At 67.9% G+C, this 21,663-nt stretch carries 18 protein-coding genes and 1 pseudogene; 6 read left to right on the forward strand and 13 right to left on the reverse strand.

The window, feature by feature from the left end:
• Positions 1 to 191 precede the first annotated feature (191 nt).
• Genes tkt through BJF87_RS12650 form a run of 6 tightly spaced genes read left to right on the forward strand, consistent with a single transcriptional unit; the run spans position 192 to position 7,078 of the window.
• Positions 192 to 2,270, forward strand: a complete 2,079-nt coding sequence (tkt, locus tag BJF87_RS12625; protein ID WP_006357238.1) for a transketolase — start codon at positions 192 to 194, stop codon at positions 2,268 to 2,270.
• A gap of 20 nt (positions 2,271 to 2,290) precedes the next feature.
• Entirely contained in the window at positions 2,291 to 3,412 is a 1,122-nt protein-coding gene (gene tal / locus BJF87_RS12630) for a transaldolase (protein ID WP_006357237.1), read from the forward strand.
• A gap of 7 nt (positions 3,413 to 3,419) precedes the next feature.
• Complete coding sequence (zwf, locus tag BJF87_RS12635; protein ID WP_006357236.1) at positions 3,420 to 4,988, forward strand: glucose-6-phosphate dehydrogenase; 1,569 nt, start codon at positions 3,420 to 3,422, stop codon at positions 4,986 to 4,988.
• Entirely contained in the window at positions 4,985 to 5,986 is a 1,002-nt protein-coding gene (locus BJF87_RS12640) for a glucose-6-phosphate dehydrogenase assembly protein OpcA (RefSeq protein WP_006357235.1), read from the forward strand. The genes zwf and BJF87_RS12640 overlap by 4 nt, the downstream gene beginning before the upstream one ends.
• Before the next feature lie 5 nt (positions 5,987 to 5,991).
• A complete protein-coding gene (pgl, locus tag BJF87_RS12645; RefSeq protein WP_035751698.1) occupies positions 5,992 to 6,729 on the forward strand; it encodes a 6-phosphogluconolactonase in 738 nt (245 codons plus the stop codon).
• A gap of 22 nt (positions 6,730 to 6,751) precedes the next feature.
• Positions 6,752 to 7,078, forward strand: coding sequence for a pyrimidine/purine nucleoside phosphorylase (locus BJF87_RS12650; protein WP_006357233.1), 327 nt, complete (start codon positions 6,752 to 6,754; stop codon positions 7,076 to 7,078).
• A 16-nt stretch (positions 7,079 to 7,094) separates the two neighbouring features.
• Here BJF87_RS12650 and ppc read toward each other — a convergent pair whose 3' ends face one another.
• From ppc to BJF87_RS12715, 13 genes and pseudogenes are all read right to left on the reverse strand, one after another.
• On the reverse strand, positions 7,095 to 9,935 hold the full coding sequence (gene ppc, locus BJF87_RS12655) for a phosphoenolpyruvate carboxylase (protein WP_035751519.1): 2,841 nt from the start codon (positions 9,933 to 9,935) through the stop codon (positions 7,095 to 7,097).
• A 98-nt stretch (positions 9,936 to 10,033) separates the two neighbouring features.
• Entirely contained in the window at positions 10,034 to 10,267 is a 234-nt protein-coding gene (secG, locus tag BJF87_RS12660) for a preprotein translocase subunit SecG (RefSeq protein WP_006357231.1), read from the reverse strand.
• A gap of 110 nt (positions 10,268 to 10,377) precedes the next feature.
• Positions 10,378 to 11,166, reverse strand: coding sequence for a triose-phosphate isomerase (gene tpiA / locus BJF87_RS26405; protein ID WP_005194872.1), 789 nt, complete (start codon positions 11,164 to 11,166; stop codon positions 10,378 to 10,380).
• A gap of 3 nt (positions 11,167 to 11,169) precedes the next feature.
• On the reverse strand, positions 11,170 to 12,381 hold the full coding sequence (locus BJF87_RS26410; protein ID WP_035751518.1) for a phosphoglycerate kinase: 1,212 nt from the start codon (positions 12,379 to 12,381) through the stop codon (positions 11,170 to 11,172).
• 37 nt (positions 12,382 to 12,418) lie between these two features.
• Entirely contained in the window at positions 12,419 to 13,438 is a 1,020-nt protein-coding gene (gene gap, locus BJF87_RS12675) for a type I glyceraldehyde-3-phosphate dehydrogenase (RefSeq protein ID WP_006357228.1), read from the reverse strand.
• Positions 13,439 to 13,595: 157 nt separating this feature from the next.
• Positions 13,596 to 14,572 (reverse strand): annotated as a pseudogene (whiA, locus tag BJF87_RS12680) (DNA-binding protein WhiA).
• Between the two features lie 70 nt (positions 14,573 to 14,642).
• Positions 14,643 to 15,677, reverse strand: coding sequence for a uridine diphosphate-N-acetylglucosamine-binding protein YvcK (gene yvcK, locus BJF87_RS12685; RefSeq protein ID WP_075863277.1), 1,035 nt, complete (start codon positions 15,675 to 15,677; stop codon positions 14,643 to 14,645).
• The gene (rapZ, locus tag BJF87_RS12690; protein WP_187346499.1) at positions 15,674 to 16,624 is read right to left on the reverse strand and encodes an RNase adapter RapZ; all 951 of its coding nucleotides are present in this window, start codon (positions 16,622 to 16,624) and stop codon (positions 15,674 to 15,676) included. Before rapZ ends, yvcK begins: the two co-directional genes overlap by 4 nt.
• Positions 16,617 to 18,668, reverse strand: a complete 2,052-nt coding sequence (gene uvrC / locus BJF87_RS12695; RefSeq protein WP_075863278.1) for an excinuclease ABC subunit UvrC — start codon at positions 18,666 to 18,668, stop codon at positions 16,617 to 16,619. The genes rapZ and uvrC overlap by 8 nt, the downstream gene beginning before the upstream one ends.
• Before the next feature lie 10 nt (positions 18,669 to 18,678).
• Positions 18,679 to 19,143 carry a PH domain-containing protein gene (locus BJF87_RS12700; protein WP_075863279.1) on the reverse strand — a complete coding sequence of 155 codons (465 nt, stop codon included), beginning with the start codon at positions 19,141 to 19,143 and terminating at the stop codon, positions 18,679 to 18,681.
• Positions 19,140 to 19,652 (reverse strand): 6,7-dimethyl-8-ribityllumazine synthase, encoded by a 513-nt coding sequence (ribH, locus tag BJF87_RS12705; RefSeq protein WP_006357222.1) that lies wholly within the window; start codon positions 19,650 to 19,652, stop codon positions 19,140 to 19,142. The genes BJF87_RS12700 and ribH overlap by 4 nt, the downstream gene beginning before the upstream one ends.
• The gene (locus BJF87_RS12710; protein ID WP_075863335.1) at positions 19,649 to 20,962 is read right to left on the reverse strand and encodes a bifunctional 3,4-dihydroxy-2-butanone-4-phosphate synthase/GTP cyclohydrolase II; all 1,314 of its coding nucleotides are present in this window, start codon (positions 20,960 to 20,962) and stop codon (positions 19,649 to 19,651) included. Before BJF87_RS12710 ends, ribH begins: the two co-directional genes overlap by 4 nt.
• A 38-nt stretch (positions 20,963 to 21,000) precedes the next feature.
• Positions 21,001 to 21,642: a riboflavin synthase gene (locus BJF87_RS12715; RefSeq protein WP_075863336.1), complete on the reverse strand. Its 642-nt coding sequence runs from the start codon at positions 21,640 to 21,642 to the stop codon at positions 21,001 to 21,003.
• Positions 21,643 to 21,663: the final 21 nt, after the last annotated feature.

Here is a 21,663-nt window from a genome sequence, read left to right on the forward strand (position 1 = left end):
GCGGGCTACTACAGAGCATGGTAGACGTTTGCCTTCGCGAACCGTAATCGCCTCGTGGCCGGACCCGTGACCGGCACCGATCGACGAACCGACCGGTAACTTTCGGTCGGCGCGCAGGCCGTGCTCCTGGCCGATTACTCTGGACCCGAACGCGCCGAAAACCCGAGCAGGCACAGGAGACAATCACCATCGTGGCCGACACAGACGAGATCCGCGCACTGACCACCCCCCGCCATCCGGACGACTGGACCGACCTCGACACGCGTGCCGTCGACACGGCCCGCCTGCTGGCCGCCGACGCGGTGCAGAAGTGTGGCAGTGGTCATCCGGGTACGGCCATGAGCCTCGCACCGTTGGCCTACACGCTGTTCCAGCGCGTGATGCGTCACGACCCCACCGACACCGACTGGGCCGGCCGCGACCGCTTCGTGCTGTCCTGCGGGCATTCGAGCCTGACCCTCTACATCCAGCTCTACCTGGGTGGCTTCGGCCTCGAGCTCTCCGACATCGAGGCGCTGCGGACCTGGGATTCGCTGACCCCCGGTCACCCGGAGTTCCGCCACACCCGCGGTGTGGAGATCACCACCGGCCCGCTGGGCCAGGGTCTCGCCTCATCGGTCGGCATGGCGATGGCCGCCCGCCGCGAGCGCGGCCTGTTCGACCCGGATGCCGGCGTCGGCGAGAGCCCGTTCGACCACTACATCTACGTGGTCGCCTCCGACGGTGACATCGAGGAGGGCGTGACCTCTGAGGCCAGCTCGCTCGCCGGCACCCAGCAGCTCGGCAACCTGATCGTGTTCTACGACCAGAACCAGATCTCGATCGAGGACGACACCGACATCGCCCTGTCCGAGGACGTCGCCAAGCGCTACGAGGCCTACGGCTGGCACGTGCAGACCGTCGAAGGCGGCGAGGACGTCGTGGCCATCGAGGCCGCGATCAAGGCCGCCCAGGAGGTCGTCGACCGTCCGTCGATCATCTGCCTCCGCACCATCATCGGCTTCCCGGCACCCAACCTCATGAACACCGGCGCGGCCCACGGCGCGGCGCTCGGTGACGAGGAGATCGCCGCGACCAAGAAGATTCTCGGCTTCGACCCGGAGAAGAACTTCGAGGTCACCGACGAGGTCATCGCGCACACCCGCAAGCTCGTCGAGCGCGGCGCCGAGCAGCGCAAGGCCTGGACGGCGTCCTTCGACGCATGGGCTGAGAAGAACCCCGAGCAGAAGGCGCTGTTCGATCGCCTGACCGCCCACGAGCTCCCCGAGGGCTGGACCGAGAACCTGCCGAGCTGGAACGTCGGCGACAAGGACGTGGCGACGCGCAGCGCCTCGGGCAAGGTGCTCGGCGCCCTCGCGCCCGTGCTGCCCGAGCTGTGGGGCGGTTCTGCCGACCTCGCCGGCTCGAACAACACCACGATGGACGGCGAGCCCTCGTTCGGCCCGACGTCGATCAGCACCAAGAAGTGGTCGGCCAACCCGTACGGCCGCACCCTGCACTTCGGTGTCCGCGAGCACGCGATGGGTTCGATCCTGTCGGGCATCGCCCTGCACGGACCGACCCGCGCCTACGGCGGCACCTTCCTGCAGTTCGCCGACTACATGCGTCCGGCCGTCCGTCTGGCGGCGCTGATGGAGATCGACCCGATCTACGTCTGGACCCATGACTCGATCGGTCTCGGCGAGGACGGCCCGACCCACCAGCCGATCGAGCACCTGGCGGCGCTGCGGGCGATCCCTAATCTCGACGTCGTGCGTCCCGCCGACGCGAACGAGACCGCCTACGCGTGGGCGCACCTGCTGACCCGGCGCAACCACCCGGTCGGCCTGGCGCTCACCCGGCAGAACCTCCCGATCCTCGAGGGCACCTCGGCGCAGGGCGTCGCCAACGGCGGCTACATCCTCAGCGATTCCGAGGGCGATCCGCAGGTCGTGCTGATCGGCACGGGCTCCGAGGTGTACCTGGCCGTCGAAGCACAGAAGGCGCTGGCCGACAAGGGAATCAAGGCCCGCGTCGTGTCCATGCCCTGTGTCGAGTGGTTCGACGAGCAGCCCAAGGGGTACCAGGACCACGTGCTCCCGCCGTCGGTTCCGCGTGTCGCCGTCGAGGCCGGCATCGCGATGCCGTGGTACCGCATCGTCGGCGCCGGTGGCGAGATCGTCAGCATCGAGCACTTCGGTGCCTCGGCCGACTACAAGGTGCTCTTCACCAAGTTCGGGATCACCGCAGAGGCCGTCACGTCGGCCGCCGAGCGCGTCGTCGCCGGCTGACCAACCCAAGGAGAGAGATCGTGACCCAGAACGAGAAGCTCGCCGAACTGTCCGCCGCCGGAGTCTCGGTGTGGCTGGACGACCTGTCCCGTGACCTGATCGGCTCCGGCGAACTCGCCGAACTGATCTCGACCAAGTCGGTGGTCGGTGTGACCACCAACCCGTCGATCTTCCAAGCGGCGCTGTCGAAGGGCACCGCCTACAACGCGCAGGTCACCGAACTGGCCGCGCGTGGCGCCGATGTCGACGGCACCATCCGCACGGTGACCACCGACGACGTCCGCAACGCCTGCGACGTGCTCGCACCGGTGTACGAGGAGTCCGACGGCGTCGACGGCCGGGTGTCGATCGAGGTCGACCCGCGCCTGGCCCACGACACCGACGGCACGGTCGCCCAGGCGATCGAGCTGTGGAAGATCGTCGACCGCCCGAACCTGCTGATCAAGATCCCGGCCACCACGGCCGGGCTCCCGGCGATCACCAAGGTCATCGCCGAGGGCATCAGCGTCAACGTGACGCTGATCTTCTCGGTGGAGCGCTACAAGGACGTCATGGACGCCTACCTCGACGGCCTCGACGCCGCCGCGGAAGCCGGCCACGACCTGTCGAACATCCACTCGGTGGCGTCGTTCTTCGTCTCGCGCGTCGACACCGAGATCGACAAGCGTCTCGACGCCATCGGCACCCCGGAGGCGATGGAGCTCAAGGGCAAGGCGGCACTGGCCAACGCCCGCCTGGCCTACTCGGCCTACCAGCAGGTGTTCGAGGTCGAGTCGCGCTTCCCCGATCTGCTCGCCCACGGCGCCCGTCCGCAGCGCGCGCTCTGGGCGTCGACCGGCGTGAAGAACCCGGACTACCCCGACACCCTGTACGTCAGCGAGCTCGTCGCACCCAACACGGTCAACACCATGCCGGGCAAGACGATGGACGCCTTCGCCGACCACGGTTGGGTGAACACCGGCTCGATCATCGGTCTCGCGCAGGAGTCGCAGGAGGTCTTCGACAAGATCGCGGCGCTCGGCGTCGACACGGTCGATGTCTTCAAGGTCCTCGAGGACGAGGGCGTGAGCAAGTTCGAGGACGCGTGGAACGATCTGCTCAACGCGACCGCCGAGCAGTTGTCCGCGGCGATCAAGGGCTGATCCCACAGTGGCCGTCGGCGGGGATTCAGTGGGACCCGGTGCTGTAGGACCCGACTCCTGGACCAATCCGCTCCGTGACCCACGGGACAAGCGGCTCCCGCGTATCGCGGGACCGTGCAGTCTGGTCATCTTCGGCGTAACCGGAGACCTGGCACGCAAGAAGTTGATGCCTGCGGTCTACGACCTCGCCAACCGCGGCCTCCTCCCCCCGTCGTTCGCTCTCGTCGGGTTCGCCCGGCGGGACTGGACCGACGAGGATTTCGGGGCGGTCGTGCACGACGCCGTGCGGGAACACGCCCGCACGGGCTTCCGTGAGGAGGTGTGGGAGCGCCTCGCCGAGGGCTTCCGCTTCGTGCAGGGCAATTTCGACGACGACGCCGCCTTCGACAAGTTGCGCGACACCCTCAAGTCGCTCGACAACGAACGCGGTACGGACGGCAATCACGCCTTCTACCTGTCGATCCCGCCCGGGGCGTTCCCGACGGTGTGTGAACAGCTCGAGCGCAGCGGGCTCGCAGCACAGACCGGCGACAGCTGGCGCCGGGTGGTCATCGAGAAGCCCTTCGGTCACGACCTCGGCTCGGCCCGTGAACTCAACGCCATCGTCAACAACGTCTTCCCGGAGTCGTCGGTGTTCCGCATCGACCACTACCTCGGCAAGGAGACGGTACAGAACATCCTGGCGCTGCGCTTCGCCAATCAGCTGTTCGATCCGCTGTGGAGTTCGCACTACGTCGACCATGTCCAGATCACCATGGCCGAGGACATCGGTCTCGGTGGCCGGGCCGGCTACTACGACGGCATCGGGGCGGCGCGCGACGTCATCCAGAACCATCTGCTGCAGCTGATGGCGCTGGTGGCGATGGAAGAGCCGATCTCTTTCGAGCCCAAGCAGTTACAGGCCGAGAAGGCCAAGGTTCTCGCCGCCACCCGCAACATCGAGCCGCTGTCGGAGAACACGGCTCGGGGTCAGTACACCGCCGGCTGGCAGGGCAGCGAGAAGGTTCGCGGCCTCAAAGAGGAGTCCGGCTTCGCCAAGGACTCCACGACCGAGACCTTCGCCGCGATCGCCCTGGAGGTCGACTCCCGCCGCTGGGCGGGTGTCCCCTTCTACCTGCGTACCGGCAAGCGCCTCGGCCGGCGCGTCACCGAGATCGCGCTGGTCTTCAAACGGGCGCCGCATCTGCCCTTCGATCAGACGATGACCGAGGAACTCAGCCAGAACGTGCTGGTGATCCGCGTTCAGCCCGACGAGGGGATGACGCTCCGGTTCGGCTCCAAGGTGCCCGCATCGAGCATGGAAGTCCGCGACGTGAACATGGACTTCAGTTACGGCACCGCGTTCACCGAGGCGTCCCCGGAGGCCTACGAACGGTTGATCCTCGACGTGCTGCTCGGGGAACCGTCACTCTTCCCCGTCAACGAGGAAGTCGAATTGTCCTGGAAGATCCTCGATCCGGTGCTCGACCACTGGGCCCAGAACGGCCGGCCGGAAGCGTACGAGGCAGGAACCTGGGGTCCGGCGTCCGCAGACGAGATGCTCGCACGCCATGGCCGACAGTGGAGGCGTCCATGATCGTCAACCTGCCCGACACGTCGAGCCGGGAAGTCGCCAAGCGACTGGTCACGCTCCACGAGACCGAGGGTTCGGTCAACAGCGGTCGCGTGCTCACGCTGGTCGTCTGTGCCGAACACGACGAACCCACCGAAGGCGCCATCGAGGCCGCGATCGCCGCGAGCCGCGAGCATCCCAGCCGCGTGATCGTCGTCTCCCGCGGTGTGCGCCATGCGCGTTCGCGGATGGACGCCGAGATCCGCGTCGGCGGCGACGCCGGCGCGTCGGAGGTCATCGTGCTGTCTCTGGCCGGCGACATGGCCGACCACGCACACGCAGTGGTGATCCCCTTCCTGCTGCCGGACACCCCGGTGGTCACCTGGTGGCCGAGTATCGGTCCCGCGCGGCCGGCATCCGATCCGCTCGGCACGCTGGGCCGCCGCCGGATCATGGACGCCAATCGCGACCCCGGCCTGAACACCGTCCTCAAACGTCGTCTCGCCGGGTACTCGCCCGGTGACACCGACATCGCCTGGACCCAGCTCACCCCGTGGCGGGCGATCCTCGCTTCGGCCCTCGATCGTCCTCCGTTCACCCCGGTCCTCGAGATCGATGTGACCGGACCCGATCGCAGTCCGGCCATCGACCTGCTCGCCGGCTGGCTGCGGTCCGCGCTGGGCGTCCCCACGCGCAGGTTCACCGGCAGCTTCGAGGTTCGACTCGTCCGGACCGACGGCGACACCGTGCTGGCCGTCGACGAGAGCAACAACGCCGTCCTGACCGCACCCGGCAAGCCGGACGGGAAGATCGCGATGACGCCGCGCTCGCTGCCGGTGTGCATCGCCGAGGAGTTGCGCCGTCTCGACGTCGACGAGGTGTACGCCTCGGCGTTGGCCGGTGTCGCCGACGTGGAGCGGATCTCACCGGAGCAGGAGGCACTCCTCCGAGCCGACATGCGAGCCGCTGTCGAACACGCCGCACAGCAGAGCGATTCAGCTGCATCCGACGGAAAAGAGTGAAAGACGTGGCCAACGAGACGCTGGTCTTCGAGTCCAAGCAGGAACTGGTCGTGACCGCGGCCGCTCGCTTCATCGACCTGGTGACCCGCGCACAGGCCGAACGCGACGTCGCGAGCATCGTCCTGACCGGCGGCAGCAACGGGATCGGCATTCTGTCGGCCCTGGCCGCCGACAGCGGCACGATCGACTGGTCGCGAGTCGACCTGTACTGGGGCGACGACCGATTCGTACCGGCCGACGACCCGGAACGCAACTCCGGACAGGCCCGCGAAGCCCTGCTCGACAAGGTGCCGGTCGACCCGTCGCGGGTCTTCCCGATGGCCCCGTCCGACGGCCCGTTCGGCGACGACATCGACGCCGCCGCAGCCGATTACGCGGCGATCCTGGCCGGCCGCTCCTCTGACGGCATTGCCCCGGAGTTCGATCTTCACCTTCTGGGAATGGGCGGCGAAGGCCACATCAACTCACTCTTCCCGCACACCGCGGCCACCGCGGAGACCGAGAAGTCGGTTGTCGCCGTGGAGGATTCGCCCAAGCCGCCGCCGCGTCGGATCACCTTGACACTGCCCGTGGTCAACCGGTCGCGCAACGTCTGGTTCCTCGTCGCCGGCGCCGACAAGGCCGAGGCCGTCGTCGCTGCCCACAACGGTGCCGACCCGGCGGACTGGCCTTGCGCCGGTGCCCACGGCACCGAAGAGACCATCTGGTTCCTCGACGAGGACGCGGCCTCCCGGCTCAAGTGATTCCGGGCTCACGCTAGGCTCGATGCTCGTGACCGATACCTCGACCTACGCGAACGTGACCCTCGACCCTCGCGCCAACGTCTACTTCGACGGCAAGTGCGTGAGCCACACGTTCCACCTCGCCGACGGCACCCGTAAATCGGCCGGTGTGATCCTGCCCGCGACACTGAATTTCGGCACCGGCGCACCCGAGATCATGGAACTCCACAGCGGCGCCTGCCGGGTGCGGCTCGCCGGCAGCGAGGACTGGACCTCCTACGGCGCGGGCGACTCGTTCTCGGTGCCCGGGAACTCCTCGTTCGACATCGAGGTCACCGACCCCGTCAGCTACGTCTGCCACTACGGCTGAGCACAGCCACTCCGGGCTAACCCGAGTTCCGCAGCGCCGTCGCCAGACCGTTCATGGTGAGCTGGATACCGCGGCGCACCAGCGGGGTGTCCTCCCCCGCACGGAACCGGCGCAGCAGCTCCACCTGCAGCAGGTTGAGGGGCTCGAGGTACGGAAAACGGTTGTAGACCGAACGTTTCAGGGCTGCGTTGTCGTGCAACAGGTCGTCGGTGCCGGTGATCTCGGCGCACATGGCGATCGTACGCTCGTGCTCGTCGACGATCATGCCGAACACCTTGTCGCGCAGTTGCTCGTCGGGAACCAGCTGTGCGTAGCGCTCGGCAAGACCCATGTCGGACTTGGCCAGCACCTGCGCCATGTTGGACATGACGGTGCGGAAGAACGGCCACTTCTCGTAGTAGCGCTGCAGGGCCTCGAGGCGGGTGGGATCGTCGCCGACCCACTCCTCGAACGCGGACCCGGTGCCGTACCAGCCCGGCAGCATCACGCGTGACTGCGTCCACGACAGCACCCACGGGATCGCTCGGAGATCCGAGATCTTCTCGGTCTGCTTGCGTGACGCCGGGCGGCTGCCGATGTTGAGGGCGCCGATCTCCGACAGCGGCGTCGACGTGGTGAAGTACTCGACGAATCCCGGTGTCTCGTGCACCAGACGGCTGTACGCCGCACGTGCCCTGGCCGCGATGTCGTCCATGATCTCGTAGGCCGACTCCGATTCGTCGCCGAGACCTTCGACGTCGAGCAACGACGACTCGATGGTCGCGGCCAGCAGCGTCTCCAGGTTTCGGCGGGCGGTCACCGGTTCGGCGTACTTGGCTGCGATGATCTCGCCCTGCTCGGTGATCCGCAACGATCCCCGGACCGCACCCGGCGGCTGGGCGAGGATCGCATCGTAGCTGGGACCTCCACCGCGACCGACGGTGCCACCGCGACCGTGGAAGAGCCGCAACCGGATTCCCGACCGAGACGCCGCCTCGACGAGGTCGAGTTCGGCGCGGTACAGCGCCCAGTTGGCGGCCATGTAACCGCCGTCCTTGTTGGAGTCGGAGTAGCCGAGCATGATCTCCTGCATGCCGTGCTGGGACTCCACGAGCGCCCGGTAGAACGGCACGTCGAGAACGGCGAGCAGCGTTGTGGCGCCCTGCTGCAGATCCTCGATCGTCTCGAACAGCGGTACGACGCGGACGGTCGAGCGCGGCGAGTTCTCCCCCGCCGCACCAGGATCGTAGAGACCGGCCTCCTTCAGCAGGATCAGGGCCTCGAGCATGTCACTCACCGAGGTGCACATGCTGATGATGTAGTTCGGCACCGCTTCCGGTCCGAACGTCGCGACCGCCTTCGCAGCAGCCCGCACGATCCCGAGTTCCTTGGTCGCCAGTTCGCTCAGTTCCGCGTCGGGACTGGTCAGCGGACGACGGCGTTGCAGCTCGGCGGACAGGATCTCGACGCGCTCCTCCTCCCCCAGCGAGGCGTAGTCGGCGTGCACGCCGGCCCACGCCAGGAGTTCGGCGACGACCTCCTCGTGCATGTCGGAGTTCTGCCGCAGGTCGAGTCCGGACAGATGGAAACCGAAGGTACGCACCGACTCCCGGAGGGACAAGAGGCGATCGTCGGCGATGGTGGCGTCGTTGTTGACCCGCAGCGCGGCGTCGATGACGTCCAGGTCGGCGAGGAGTTCCGATGCGTCGTGATACGGCGACTTGCCGTCGACGAGGAAGAGGTCGCTCGATGAGAGGAAGTCGTCGTCGAACATGCCCCTCGCCGTCGCCGCCAGACGGGACCTGATGTGCCGCAGCGCGAGCCGGAACGGCTCGTCGACACCGGGGTCGTCGGCATCGGCGCCGGCGAGTGCCAGCAGCGGCTCGGTGCCGGTGATCAGTCGCGCCGACATACTCAGTTCCTGCGCGAGGTTCTCGAGTTCGGCGAGGTGGTGCCCGACCGCGGTCGCGGCGGCCAGCGTGGTGGCCAGGGTGACGACCTCGGCGGTGACGAACGGGTTGCCGTCCCGGTCGCCGCCGATCCAGGACCCCATGCGGATCATCGGCTCGTCGGCGAGACCCGCGTCCGGGTACGCCGACCGCAGCGCGGCTCGCACCGAGGTGTTGATCGCCGGCACCACCTCGAAGAACGAGGCGTCGTAGTAGCGCAGGCCCGAACGGATCTCGTCCTGGATGGTCAGCCGCTCGAGACGGATGAGAGCGGTCTGCCACAGCGTGAGGATCTGGCGCCGGATCGCCTCGGTGACCTCGGCGTCCTCGTCGGGGGTCAGTTCGGTGCGACCGCGGAAGCGCATGAGCTCGGTGATTCGGTTCTGCGCCTCGAACACCGTGCGACGCCGCGTCTCGGTCGGGTGGGCGGTGATGACGGGGACGACGTTGGCATCGGCGAGTGCCTTGCCGACCTCCTCGTCGCCGAGTCCGGCGTCGGCGAGCTGGCGGTAGGTGGCGGCCAGGCTGGACTTCTGCGGCGGGTCACCGGCTCGCACGTGGATGGCGCGGCGGCGTTCGCGGTGGATGTCCTCGGCCAGATTGGCCAGCAGCGCGAAATGGCTGAAGGCGCGGATGACGGGTACCGCGGTGGCGACGTCGAGGTCGACGAACATGTCGGCGAGCTCGCTGCGGTCGATCTCGTTGCGGCGCACGCCGAAAGCGGCGACCCGGGCGGACTCGACGAGATCGAAGACATCCGTGCCGGAATGCTCGGCGACGACCTCGCCGAGGATGCCGCCGAGCAGACGGATGTCCTCGCGTAATGGTTCGGTGAGTGCACGGCCCTCGTCGTCGACGACGATGTGGTCGACGATCGAGATGGACGGACGCGAGGCCGGGGCTCCCTTGGCGGGGGCGGTTTCACTCATGCCGTCAAGTATCCCGAGATCAGGGGAGTCCGGCATCCCGGGGAAAGCGACGGGCGACGCGTATCACGCGTCGCCCGAGGTCCAGAGCAGAAACCAGCTCAGGAAAGTTTGATGTCGACGCCCACGCCGACGATGAAGATCACCCAGATGAGGCCGACGAAGATGGTCAACCGGTCGAGGTTGCGTTCGACGACGCTCGAACCCGACAGGCTGGACTGGACACCGCCGCCGAACAGGGACGACAGACCGCCACCCTTGCCGCGGTGCAGCAGGACGAGCACGATCAGCAGAACGCTGGTCACGATCAATCCGATGTCGAGTGCACCTTGCACAGTCACGAGTCGAAACGCCCTTCCGTAAACACCTGGAGAAACAGCTGTGGCAGGTGGTGCCGACGCAAATCGACACCAACCTGCCACAGTGTACGCGTGGGTGTGACCCGTCAGGGCAAGGGGCCACCCGCGGCGATCGCCGACAGCGTCGCGAACTCGTCGGACTTCAACGACGCGCCGCCGACGAGAGCTCCGTCGACGTCGGTCTGGCCGACGATGTCGCCGACGTTCTTGGCGTTCACCGAACCGCCGTAGAGGATGCGGACCGAGGCCGCGGTCTCCGCGTCGGCGATCTCCGCGAGGGTCTCGCGGATGGCCTTGCAGACCTCCTGGGCGTCGGCGGCACTGGCCACGCGACCGGTGCCGATGGCCCAGACCGGCTCGTAGGCGATGACGGTCTTGGCGATCTCGGCGGCCGACAGGCCCGCCAGCGAACCCTTGAGCTGCGCCACGTTGTACGCGACGTGCTCGCCGGCCTCGCGGATCTCGAGACCCTCGCCGATGCAGACGATCGGGGTGAGTTCGTGCTTGAGCGCGGCCTTGGTCTTGGCCAGCACGATCTCGTCGGTCTCACCGTGCAGGGTGCGTCGCTCCGAGTGGCCGACGACGACGAAGGTACAGCCGAGCTTCGCGAGGAAGGCGCCGCTGATCTCCCCGGTGTAGGCACCCGAGTCGTGCTGCGACAGATCCTGCGCACCGTAGGTGAGCAGCAGCTTGTCGCCGTCGACGACGGTCTGCACGCTGCGGATGTCGGTGAACGGCGGGATCACCGTCACGTCGACCTTGTCGAAGTACTTCGCCGGCAGGGCGAAGGCGATCTTCTGAACCAGCGCGATGGCCTCGAGGTGGTTCAGGTTCATCTTCCAGTTGCCCGCGATGAGCGGTTTACGAGTTGCCATGGCTCAGCTCTCCAGCACCTTCAGTCCGGGGAGTTCCTTGCCTTCGAGGTACTCCAGCGATGCGCCACCTCCGGTGGAGATGTGCGAGAAGTCCGAGTCGGGCAGACCCAGGGTCCGCACCGCGGCAGCCGAGTCGCCGCCACCGACCACGGTGAACGCACCGTTGCCGGTCGCACCGGCGATGGCCTCGGCGACACCGCGGGTGCCGGCCGAGAACTTCTCGAACTCGAAGACGCCGGACGGACCGTTCCAGAAGATCGTCTGGGCGCCCGAGAGGACCGCGGTGAATCGCTTCACCGACTCCGGTCCGATGTCGAGTCCCATCCAGCCGTCCGGGATGGCGTCGGCGGCGACGGTCTTCGCCTCCGCGTCGGCGGCGAACTTGTCGGCCACCACGACGTCGACCGGCAGGTGGATGACGTCGCCGAAGCGCTCGAGCAGGCTCTTGCAGACGTCGATTTGGTCTTCCTGCAGCAGCGAGGTGCCCACCGAATGGCCCTGTGCGGCCAGGAAGGTGAAGGCCATGCCGCCACCGATGACGAGCGTGTCGACCTTGGGAGCCAACGCCTCGATGACCCCGAGCTTGTCGGAGACCTTCGAGCCACCGAGGACGACCGCGTAGGGACGGGTCACCTCTTCGGTGAGCTTCGACAGGACGTCGACCTCGGCCGCCACCAGCTCTCCCGCGTAGTGCGGGAGCAGCTTGGCGACGTCGTAGACCGATGCCTGCTTGCGGTGGACCACTCCGAAGCCGTCCGAGACGAACGCGCCGTCCTCGCCGACGAGTTCGACGAGGGCCTTGGCCAGCCTCTCGCGCTCGGCGTCGTCCTTGGAGGTCTCCCGCGGATCGAAGCGGATGTTCTCCAGGAGCAGGACGTCACCGTCGGTGAGACCCTCGGCGCGGGCGAGCGCGTCGGTGCCGACGACGTCACCGGCGAGCTGCACGTTGCGACCGAGTTCTTCGCCGAGCCGCGCCGCGACGGGCGCGAGCGAGAACTTCGGATCCGGCTCGCCCTTCGGCCGACCCAGGTGGGCGGTGATGATCACCTTGGCGCCGGCGTCGATCAGCGCGTTGAGGGTGGGCAGCGAGGCGAGGATGCGACCCGGATCGGTGATCGTCGACCCGTCGAGCGGGACGTTGAAATCCGAACGGACCAGCACTCCGCGACCCGAAACACCCTCTTCCAGAAGGTTCTTCAGAGTGGGAACACCCATGAGGCGTTGACTCCTCTTTCGTTGTACGACGAGTGGACTAGAGAGACTTGCTGACGAGTCCGATGAGGTCGACGAGGCGGTTCGAGTAGCCCCACTCGTTGTCGTACCAGGACACGACCTTGGCCTGATCGTCGATGACCTTGGTCAGGCCGGCGTCGAACAGCGAGCTGTGCGGGTCGGTGACGATGTCGGAGGAGACGATCGGGGCGTCGTAGTACTTGAGGATGCCCTTGAGCGGACCCTCGGCGGCAGCCTTGAGCGCGGCGTTGATCTCCTCGGCGGTGGCCTGCTTGGCCAGCTGCGCGGTGAGGTCGGTGACCGAGCCGGTGGGGATCGGCACGCGCAGGGCGTAACCGTCGAGCTTGCCCTTCAGCTCCGGGAGGACCAGGCCGATGGCCTTGGCGGCACCGGTCGAGGTCGGCACGATGTTGATCGCGGCACCACGTGCGCGGCGCAGGTCCTTGTGCGGGCCGTCCTGCAGGTTCTGATCCTGGGTGTAGGCGTGGATCGTGGTCATGAGGCCCTTGACGATGCCGAACTCGTCGTTGAGGACCTTGGCCAGCGGGCCGAGGCAGTTCGTGGTGCACGAGGCGTTGGAGATGATGTTCTGGCTGCCGTCGTACTTGTCGTCGTTGACGCCCATGACGATGGTGATGTCCTCATCCGAGGCGGGGGCCGAGATGATGACCTTCTTGGCGCCGGCGTCCAGGTGGCCCTGGGCCTTGGCGCGTGCGGTGAAGATGCCGGTCGACTCGACGACGACGTCCACGCCCAGGTCGCCCCACGGGATGGCTGCGGGGCCTTCCTTGACCTCGAGCGCCTTGATCTTCTTGTCGCCCACCACGATGGTGTCGTCGCCTTCGAGGCTGACGTCTTCGGGCAGACGGCCGAGGATCGAGTCGAACTTCAGCAGGTGCGCGAGAGTCGCGTTGTCGGTGAGGTCGTTGACCGCGACGATCTCGATGTCAGTGGTGCCCAAAGCCTTTTGCGCTTCGACGGCACGGAAGAAGTTGCGGCCGATCCGGCCGAATCCGTTGACGCCTACCCGAACAGTCACAGTTGTGCTCCTTAGCGGTATTCATGGTCAGGCCTGTGGGTCAAGCCCTGCTGGCCGCGCCGTGAGCGGTCACCGATGGCACACAGGGGTGACCCCCGGTCCGCACACGCCGACTTCAGCCTAGTAGGCCGGGTTCGGTCCGGCACACCGCAGGTCCCTAGGCCTCGTCGAGCAGCTCTGAGGTGACCGCCGATTCGGTGTCCGGGATGCCGTCCTGGCGAGCTTTCTTGTCAGCCATCGACAACAGCCGGCGGATGCGTCCGGCGACGGCGTCCTTGGTCATCGGCGGGTCGGCGAGCTGGCCGAGCTCCTCCAGAGAGGCCTGCCGATGGGTGATGCGCAGCTGTCCGGCCGCGATGAGATGGTCGGGGACCTCGTCACCGAGGATCTCCAGGCGCGTTCGACGCGGGCGGCCGCAGCGACCGCCGCGCGGGCCGAGCGCCGGAGGTTGGCGTCGTCGAAGTTGGCGAGGCGGTTCGCGGTCGCGCGCACCTCGCGGCGCATGCGGCGTTCCTCCCAGACCAGGCGGGTGTCGTGGGCGCCCATCCGGGTGAGCAGCGCGCCGATCGCCTCGCCGTCGCGGATGACGACGCGGTCGGCGCCGCGGACCTCGCGCGCCTTCGCGGTCACACCGAGGCGACGGGCGGCGCCGACGAGCGCCAACGCGGCCTCGGGTCCGGGGCAGCTGACCTCGAGCGCCGACGAGCGTCCTGGTTCGGTCAACGAACCGTGGGCGAGAAACGCACCGCGCCAAGCGGCTTCGGCGTCGGCGACGCTACCGCCGACCACCTGGGCCGGGAGGCCGCGCACCGGCCGGCCACGCAGATCGAGCAAGCCGGTCTGCCGGGCGAGTCCCTCACCGTCCTTGGTGATGCGCACGATGTAGCGGGCCGACTTGCGCAGGCCGCCGCTTCGCAGGACGTGGACGTCGGAGCCGTAGCCGAACAGGTCGTGGATCTCGCGTCGTAGGCGCCGCGCGACATTGCCCATGTCGACCTCGGCCTCCACGACGACGCGGCCCGCCACGATGTGCAGGCCGCCGGCAAAACGCAGCAGGGCCGACACCTCGGCTCTCCGGCAACTCACCTGGGTCACCGTCAGGCGACTCAGCTCGTCTTTCACCGCTGCCGTCATCGCCACCGGTCCCTGTCCTCCTGTCAACTGCCCACACGTCCCTCGAGAAAACGCCGAATCATCGCCTGGGTCAGGCGTCGGCCCGGTCAGCGTAACGGTTCGATTCACCTTCGCACAGTTCGTTCACCACGGCGGCGACTTTCGCCGGGTCATGGACCTGGCGGCCGGGCACCGCGACATCGCCGACGTTCAGTTCGGCGCCGAAGAGTCCGGCCGCGCGCACGAGGTGCTCGCGTTCGCGTCCGGCGGGCACCGACGACGCGTCGACCAGGACGTTGTCGACGCGGAAGGTGTCGGCGTGGGCGTGCAGGACGTGCAGATGCCGCTCCACCGAGAACCCCGGGGTCTCCCCCGGTTCGGGTGCGAGGTTGACCACCAGCACCTTGCGGGCGGCGGTGCGCTGCAACGCCTTGAGTTGCTCGGGCACCAGCACGTGCGGGATCACGCTGGAGAACCAGGAGCCGGGTCCGAGCATCACCAGATCGGCGGATTCGATTGCCTCGACGGCACTCTCGCAGGAGGGCGGTTCCTCGGGGATCAGCCGCACGCGACGCACCTTGCCGGGCGTCGTCGCCACCGCGACCTGTCCGCGGATCTCCCGGCTGATGCGCGGGTCCGCCTCGAGTCCTGACACGTCGGCCTCGATGTCGAGCGGGACGGTCGACATGGGCAGCACCTGCCCGACGATCCCGAACATCGACCGGAGTTCCTGCAGCGCGGCCACCGTGTCACCGAGGACCTCGGTGAGCCCCGCGAGCATCAGATTGCCGATGGGGTGTCCGGCGAGCGCGCCGCGACCGCCGAAGCGGTGCTGCAGCACCTCGGCCCACAGTTCGTGGCGTCGACGGGTGTCGGGGTCACCCGCGGTCTGGAAGTCCTCGAGCGCCTTGGGCGCGGACATCAACGCGGCCAGGGCCATTCGCAGGTCTCCCGGCGGGATGAGGCCGAGTTCGGCACGCAGGCGGCCCGACGATCCCCCGTCGTCGGCGACCGTCACCACCGCGGTGATGTCGGTACTCAGGTAACGCATCGCGGTCAGCGTCGCGTACAGGCCGTGGCCGCCACCCAGCGCGACGATCTTGGGGTCGACGATCTCCTGGGTCATTCGCGCCCCAGATCGCGGTGCATCACGCGCACGTCGTAGGTGGCCACGCCGGAGTCGTCGACGGCTTTGCGGAGACGCCGTGCGAGCTCCTCGGAGATGGCAACACTTCGATGTTTACCGCCGGTGCAGCCGACGCTGATCGTCATGTAGCGCTTACCTTCTCGCAGGTAGCCACGACCGACGATGGACACCAGGTCGGTGTACAGGTCGAGGAAGTCGCCGGCGTCGGGCTGGCCGAGGACGTAGTCGCGGACCGCCGCCTCCTGCCCGTTGTGGTCGCGCAGCTCGTCGATCCAGTGGGGGTTGGGCAGGAACCGCACGTCGGCGACGAGATCGGAGTCGATGGGCAGTCCGTACTTGAAGCCGAAGGACTGCACCGCGATGCTCAGCCGCGGTTCGGTGTCTCCCGGCGACACACCCTCCACCACGGAGCGGAGCTTGGCCGCGGTCAGCGCCGAGGTCTCCACGACGAGGTCGGCGACGTTCTTGATCGGCGCCAGGATCGCGCGTTCCCGGGCGATGCCCTCGATGAGAGTTTCCTTGCCCTGCAACGGGTGTCGGCGACGCACCTGCTCGAAGCGACGGACCAGCGCCTCCTCGCTCGCGTCGAGGTACAGCAGCCGGGTACGAATCCCCGACTCCTCGAGGTTGTCCCGCAGCTGTTCGAGTTCGTGGGCGAGGTCGGGGCCGGATGCGCGCAACACCATCGCGAGACGGGTGATCGTCGGGTCGCTCTCCCGCACCATCCCGACCATCGTCGAGATCAGTGACGGCGGAACGTTGTCCGCGACGTACCAGCCGTCGTCCTCGAGCACGTTGGCCGCCGTGGAGCGGCCCGCGCCGGACATGCCGGTCACGAACAGGACGGTGAGTCCGTCCGGTACCCCGTCGTTCCGCACGCCTCCGGTCAACTGCTCGTCGTGTTCGGCCTCGGCCCGCTCACTCATCGACACCTCGTCCCGCGTCACCGGTCACCACCGTCATCTCCGCCTCGTTCACCGTCTCGCCCGGTACCGGCGACACCGTCTCCGCAACAGTGCCACCGCCGAGCGCGGTCTGCACCGCACGGGCGGTGGTGAGGCCGATCCCGGGGACCTCGGCGATCTCCTCCAAGGATGCCTCACGCAGACGCGCGACCGACCCGAAGTGGGTCACCAGCGCGGTGCGTCGTGTCTTGCCGAGACCCGGGATGCCGTCGAGCGCCGACGCGGTCATCCGCTTGCTGCGCTTGCTGCGGTGGAAGGTGATGGCGAACCGGTGCGCCTCGTCGCGCACACGTTGCAGCAGGAACAGCGCCTGGCTGCTGCGCGGCAGGATCATCGGGTCGTCCTCACCGGGCACCCACACCTCCTCGAGGCGTTTGGCGAGTCCGATCACCGAGACGTCGGTGACACCGAGCTCGTCGAGAACCGCCGCCGCGGCATGCACCTGAGGCGCACCGCCGTCGACGACGAACAGATTGGGCGGGTACGCGAACTTCCGCGGCTGCGCAGAGGTCTGCGGTTCGGCGTCGACCTCCCCCGACTCGGGCGGCGGTGCGTCACGGTCGGCGCGATGCCGGAGGAAGCGGCGGCGGGTGACCTCGGCGATCGATGCGACGTCGTCGGAGTGGCCGTCGCCGGCGGCATGGCGGATCGCGTAGTGGCGGTAGTCGGACTTGCGCGGCAGACCGTCCTCGAAGACGACGAGAGAAGCCACGACGTCGGTGCCCTGCACATGCGAGATGTCGACGCACTCGATGCGCAGCGGCGCCTGGTCGAGCATCAGGTTCTCCTGCAGTTCGGTGAGGGCGGCCGACCGGGTGGTGAGGTCACCGGCGCGTCGGAGCTTGTGCTGGGTGAGCGCCTCCCCCGCGTTCCGGGCGACGGTCTCGAACAGCGCCTTCTTGTCGCCGCGCTGCGGTACACGCAGGGTGACCCTGCTCCCCCGCAGTCCGCACAGCCACTCCTCGAGTTCGGCTGCGTTGGCGGGCAATTCGGGGACCAGGACCTCGCGCGGGACCGATTCGCCGTGCGCGCGGTCCTCGCCGACGTCGACGGTGGCGTCGAAATCGACCTGCGCACCGTAGAACTGGGTGATGAACTCGCCGATGACGTCGCCGTCGGTCCCGTTGTCGCTGCGTTCGACGACCCACCCGCGCTGACCGCGGACGCGTCCGTCGCGCACGTGGAAAACCTGTACCGACACCTCGAGGTCGTCTCCGGCGATCGCGACGACGTCGGCGGTGGTGCCGTCGCCGAGAACCACGGCCTGCTTCTCCATGGCGCGTCGGAGGGCGCCGATGTCGTCGCGCAGGCGGGCCGCGCGTTCGAAATCGAGATCCTCGGCCGCAGCGGACATGTCACGTTCGAGCTTGCGGATCAGCAGGTCGGTGCGGCCGGCGAGGAAGTCGCAGAAGTCCTCGACGATCTCGCGGTGTTCCTCGGCGTCGACCCGGCCGATACAGGGCGCGGAGCACTTGTCGATGTAGCCGAGCAGACACGGCCGGTCGATCTGGCGGTGCCGCTTGAACACGCCCGCCGAGCAGGTGCGCGCCGGGAACACCCGCGTCAGCAGGTCGACGGTCTCGCGGATCGCCCACGCATGCGCGTACGGCCCGAAGTAGCGCACGCCACGGCGGCGGGGTCCGCGGTAGACGAACAGCCGCGGGTACTCCTCGTTGAGGGTCACGGCGAGCATCGGGTAGCTCTTGTCGTCGCGATAGCGGACGTTGAACCGCGGATCGAACTCCTTGATCCAGTTGTATTCGAGCTGAAGTGCCTCGACCTCGGTGCCCACGACGGTCCACTCCACCGACGCCGCCGTCGTCACCATCTGACGGGTGCGCGGGTGCAGCGAGGCGATGTCGGCGAAGTACGACGTCAGACGCGACCGGAGGTTCTTGGCCTTGCCCACGTAGATGACACGACCGTGCTCGTCACGGAACTTGTACACCCCGGGATCGGTCGGGATGGTTCCGGGAGCAGGACGGTAGGTAGTCGGGTCGGCCACGTGTTCCAGGCTAGTTGGCGGGTCGGACGGTCCCGCGATAGCGCTCTTCGAGCTCGCGGAACCGGGCCATCGCCTCGACGGCCTGCGGCCCGTCGTTCGCCTGCACAGCCAGCACGGTGATGTGTTCGTCGGACGGGAACAGCAGCCAGGCGCCGAAGCCTTTTTCCGGGTAGGTCAGTCCGAGTACCTGGTCCCAGGTGAAGAGTCGAGTGGGCACCAGGTTGCGCACCTCGACACCCTCGGCGCCCACCCGCAGCCGCGGACGGGTCAACAGCAGGATGGCGCCGGTGAAGAGAACACCGATGAGGATGATCGCGACCTGGTCGGAGCTGCCGAGGTTGCGGACCCCGACGTCCTCGATCGTCAGCAGCAGCCCGAAGGTGATGTGGATGGCCATCACGATCACGGCCGCGACGATCGCCCAGCGGGGCAGCCTGCGCGGCCGATAGACCAGGTCCCATCGAGGGGAGGTCACGCCGATGCTCCTCCGACCGTGCTCGGCAGGGCCTCACCGCGTGCCAGCGCGCGTAGGGTCAGGGCCGACGCCAGTGCGGCGACGGTCGCCTGCGCGCCCTTGTCCTCGGTCGAACCGGGTAAGCCCGCGCGGGCGATGGCCTGCTCCTCGGTGAGCGTGGTCAGCACACCGTTGCCGACCGGGGTCGACTCGTCGAGCGAGACGCGGGTCAGACCCGCGGTCACCGCGTCGCACACGTAATCGAAATGCGGTGTCTCACCCTTGATCACGACGCCGAGCGCGACGACGGCGTCGTGGGTGCGGGCCAGCGCCTGCACGATGACCGGCAACTCGATGGCGCCCGCGACCTGCACGATGGTCGGCTCGGTGACACCGTTCTCGTGGGCCGCGCGGACCGCGCCGTCGAGCAGTGCGCCACAGATCTTCTCGTGCCACTGCGACGACACGATCGCCAGCCGGAGCTTGCCGGCATCGGCGAGTTCGAGGGTCGGTTCTCCGTGACCACTCATGCAGGGGCTCCTTCAGATGCGTCGTCGCCGGTATGTGCGTGATCGTCGAGACCCACGAGGTCGTGTCCCATCCGGTCGCGCTTGGTGCGAAGGTAGCGCAGGTTCTCGGCGTTGGCGCGCACCGGCATCGGCACCCGGTCGACGATGTGCAGGCCGTAACCGTCGAGGCCGACGCGCTTGGCCGGGTTGTTGGTCAGCAGACGCATCGACGACACCCCGAGATCGACGAGGATCTGGGCGCCGAGACCGTAGTCGCGGGAGTCGGCGGGCAGACCCAGTTCCAGGTTTGCGTCGACGGTATCGGCGCCGGCGTCCTGCAGCTGATAGGCCTGCAGCTTGTGCAGCAGGCCGATGCCGCGACCCTCATGGCCGCGCATGTACAGGATGATGCCGCGGCCTTCTTCGGCCACCATCTCCATCGCGGCGTCGAGCTGCGGACCGCAGTCGCAGCGCAGCGAGCCGAAGACGTCGCCGGTCAGGCACTCCGAGTGCACGCGGACGAGGACGTCGTGTCCGTCGTCGCTGGAGACGTCGCCCTTCACCAGGGCGACGTGCTCGACGTCGTCGTAGACGCTGGAGTAGCCGACTGCGCGGAAGTCGCCGTGACGGGTCGGAATCCGGGCATCGGCGACGCGCACGACGTGCTTCTCGTGGCGACGACGCCACGCGATGAGGTCGGCGATCGAGATCATGGCGAGGTCGTGCTCGTCGGCGAAGACGCGCAGCTCGTCGGAGCGGGCCATCGAGCCCACGTCCTTCTGGCTGACGATCTCGCAGATGACGCCGGCCGGCGCGAGATCGGCGAGCCGGGCCAGGTCGACGGCGGCCTCGGTGTGGCCGGGACGACGCAGCACGCCGCCCTCCTTGGCGCGCAACGGGACGACGTGGCCGGGACGCGTGAAGTCACCGGCGGTGGCCTCCTGGTCGGCGAGCAGACGCATGGTGGTGGCGCGGTCCGAGGCGCTGATACCGGTGCCGATGCCCTCACGGGCGTCGACGGTCACGGTGTAGGCGGTGCCGTGCTTGTCCTGGTTCATCGAGTACATCGGGGGCAGACCGAGGCGGTCGCAGGCGTCGCCGTCGAGCGGGACGCACAGGTAGCCCGAGGTGTAGCGGACCATGAAGGCGACGAGCTCCGGGGTGGCCTTCTCGGCCGCGAAGATCAGGTCGCCCTCGTTCTCCCGGTCCTCGTCGTCGACCACGACGACCGCCTTGCCGGCGGCGATGTCGGCGATGGCCCGTTCGATCGAGTCGAGCTGGACTCGTTCGTCGGTGGTCGCGTCGTCATCATCACGCGGCGATTCGCTCATCAGAACCTCACTCGTTGTGCTCATTTCGCCCGCTGTCCTCATTTCGTCCCGGTGACATCAAGCGCAGGGACATCTTGGGTGTTTCCGAGGTGCAGACGTTCGACGTACTTCGCGATCACGTCGACCTCGAGGTTGACCACGGTGCCGGGCTTGGTGGCACCGAGGTTGGTCTCGTTGAGGGTGGTGGGGATCAGGGAGATCTCGAACCACGAATCGTCACCCGAGCCGCCGACGGACGAGACGGTCAGCGACACACCGTCGACGGTGATCGAACCCTTCTCGACGAGGTAGCGGGTGAGCTTCGCCGGCACGCCGATGCGCACGACGGTCCAGTTCTCCGAGGGGCTCACGGACAGGACGCGACCGGTCCCGTCGACGTGGCCCTGCACGATGTGGCCGCCGAAACGCCCGTTCGCGGGCATGGCGCGTTCGAGATTGACGGTGCTGCCCGCGGCGAGGTCGGACAGGGAGCTGCGACGAAGCGTCTCGCCGATCACGTCGACGGTGAACTCGCCCGGTCGGAGGTCGACGACGGTCAGACACACGCCGTTGACCGCGATGGAGTCGCCGTGGCCGGCATCGGCGGTGACGATGGGTCCCCGCACGGTGAAGCGGGCTGCATCAGAGAGATCCTCGCGGTCGGCGATGACGCCGAGTTCCTCCACGATTCCGGTGAACACGCACTCCTCCTGCTCGCTCGG

It is taken from the genome of Gordonia sp. CNJ-863 (genome assembly GCF_001942325.1).
In the GTDB taxonomy this organism is placed as follows: domain Bacteria; phylum Actinomycetota; class Actinomycetes; order Mycobacteriales; family Mycobacteriaceae; genus Gordonia; species Gordonia alkanivorans.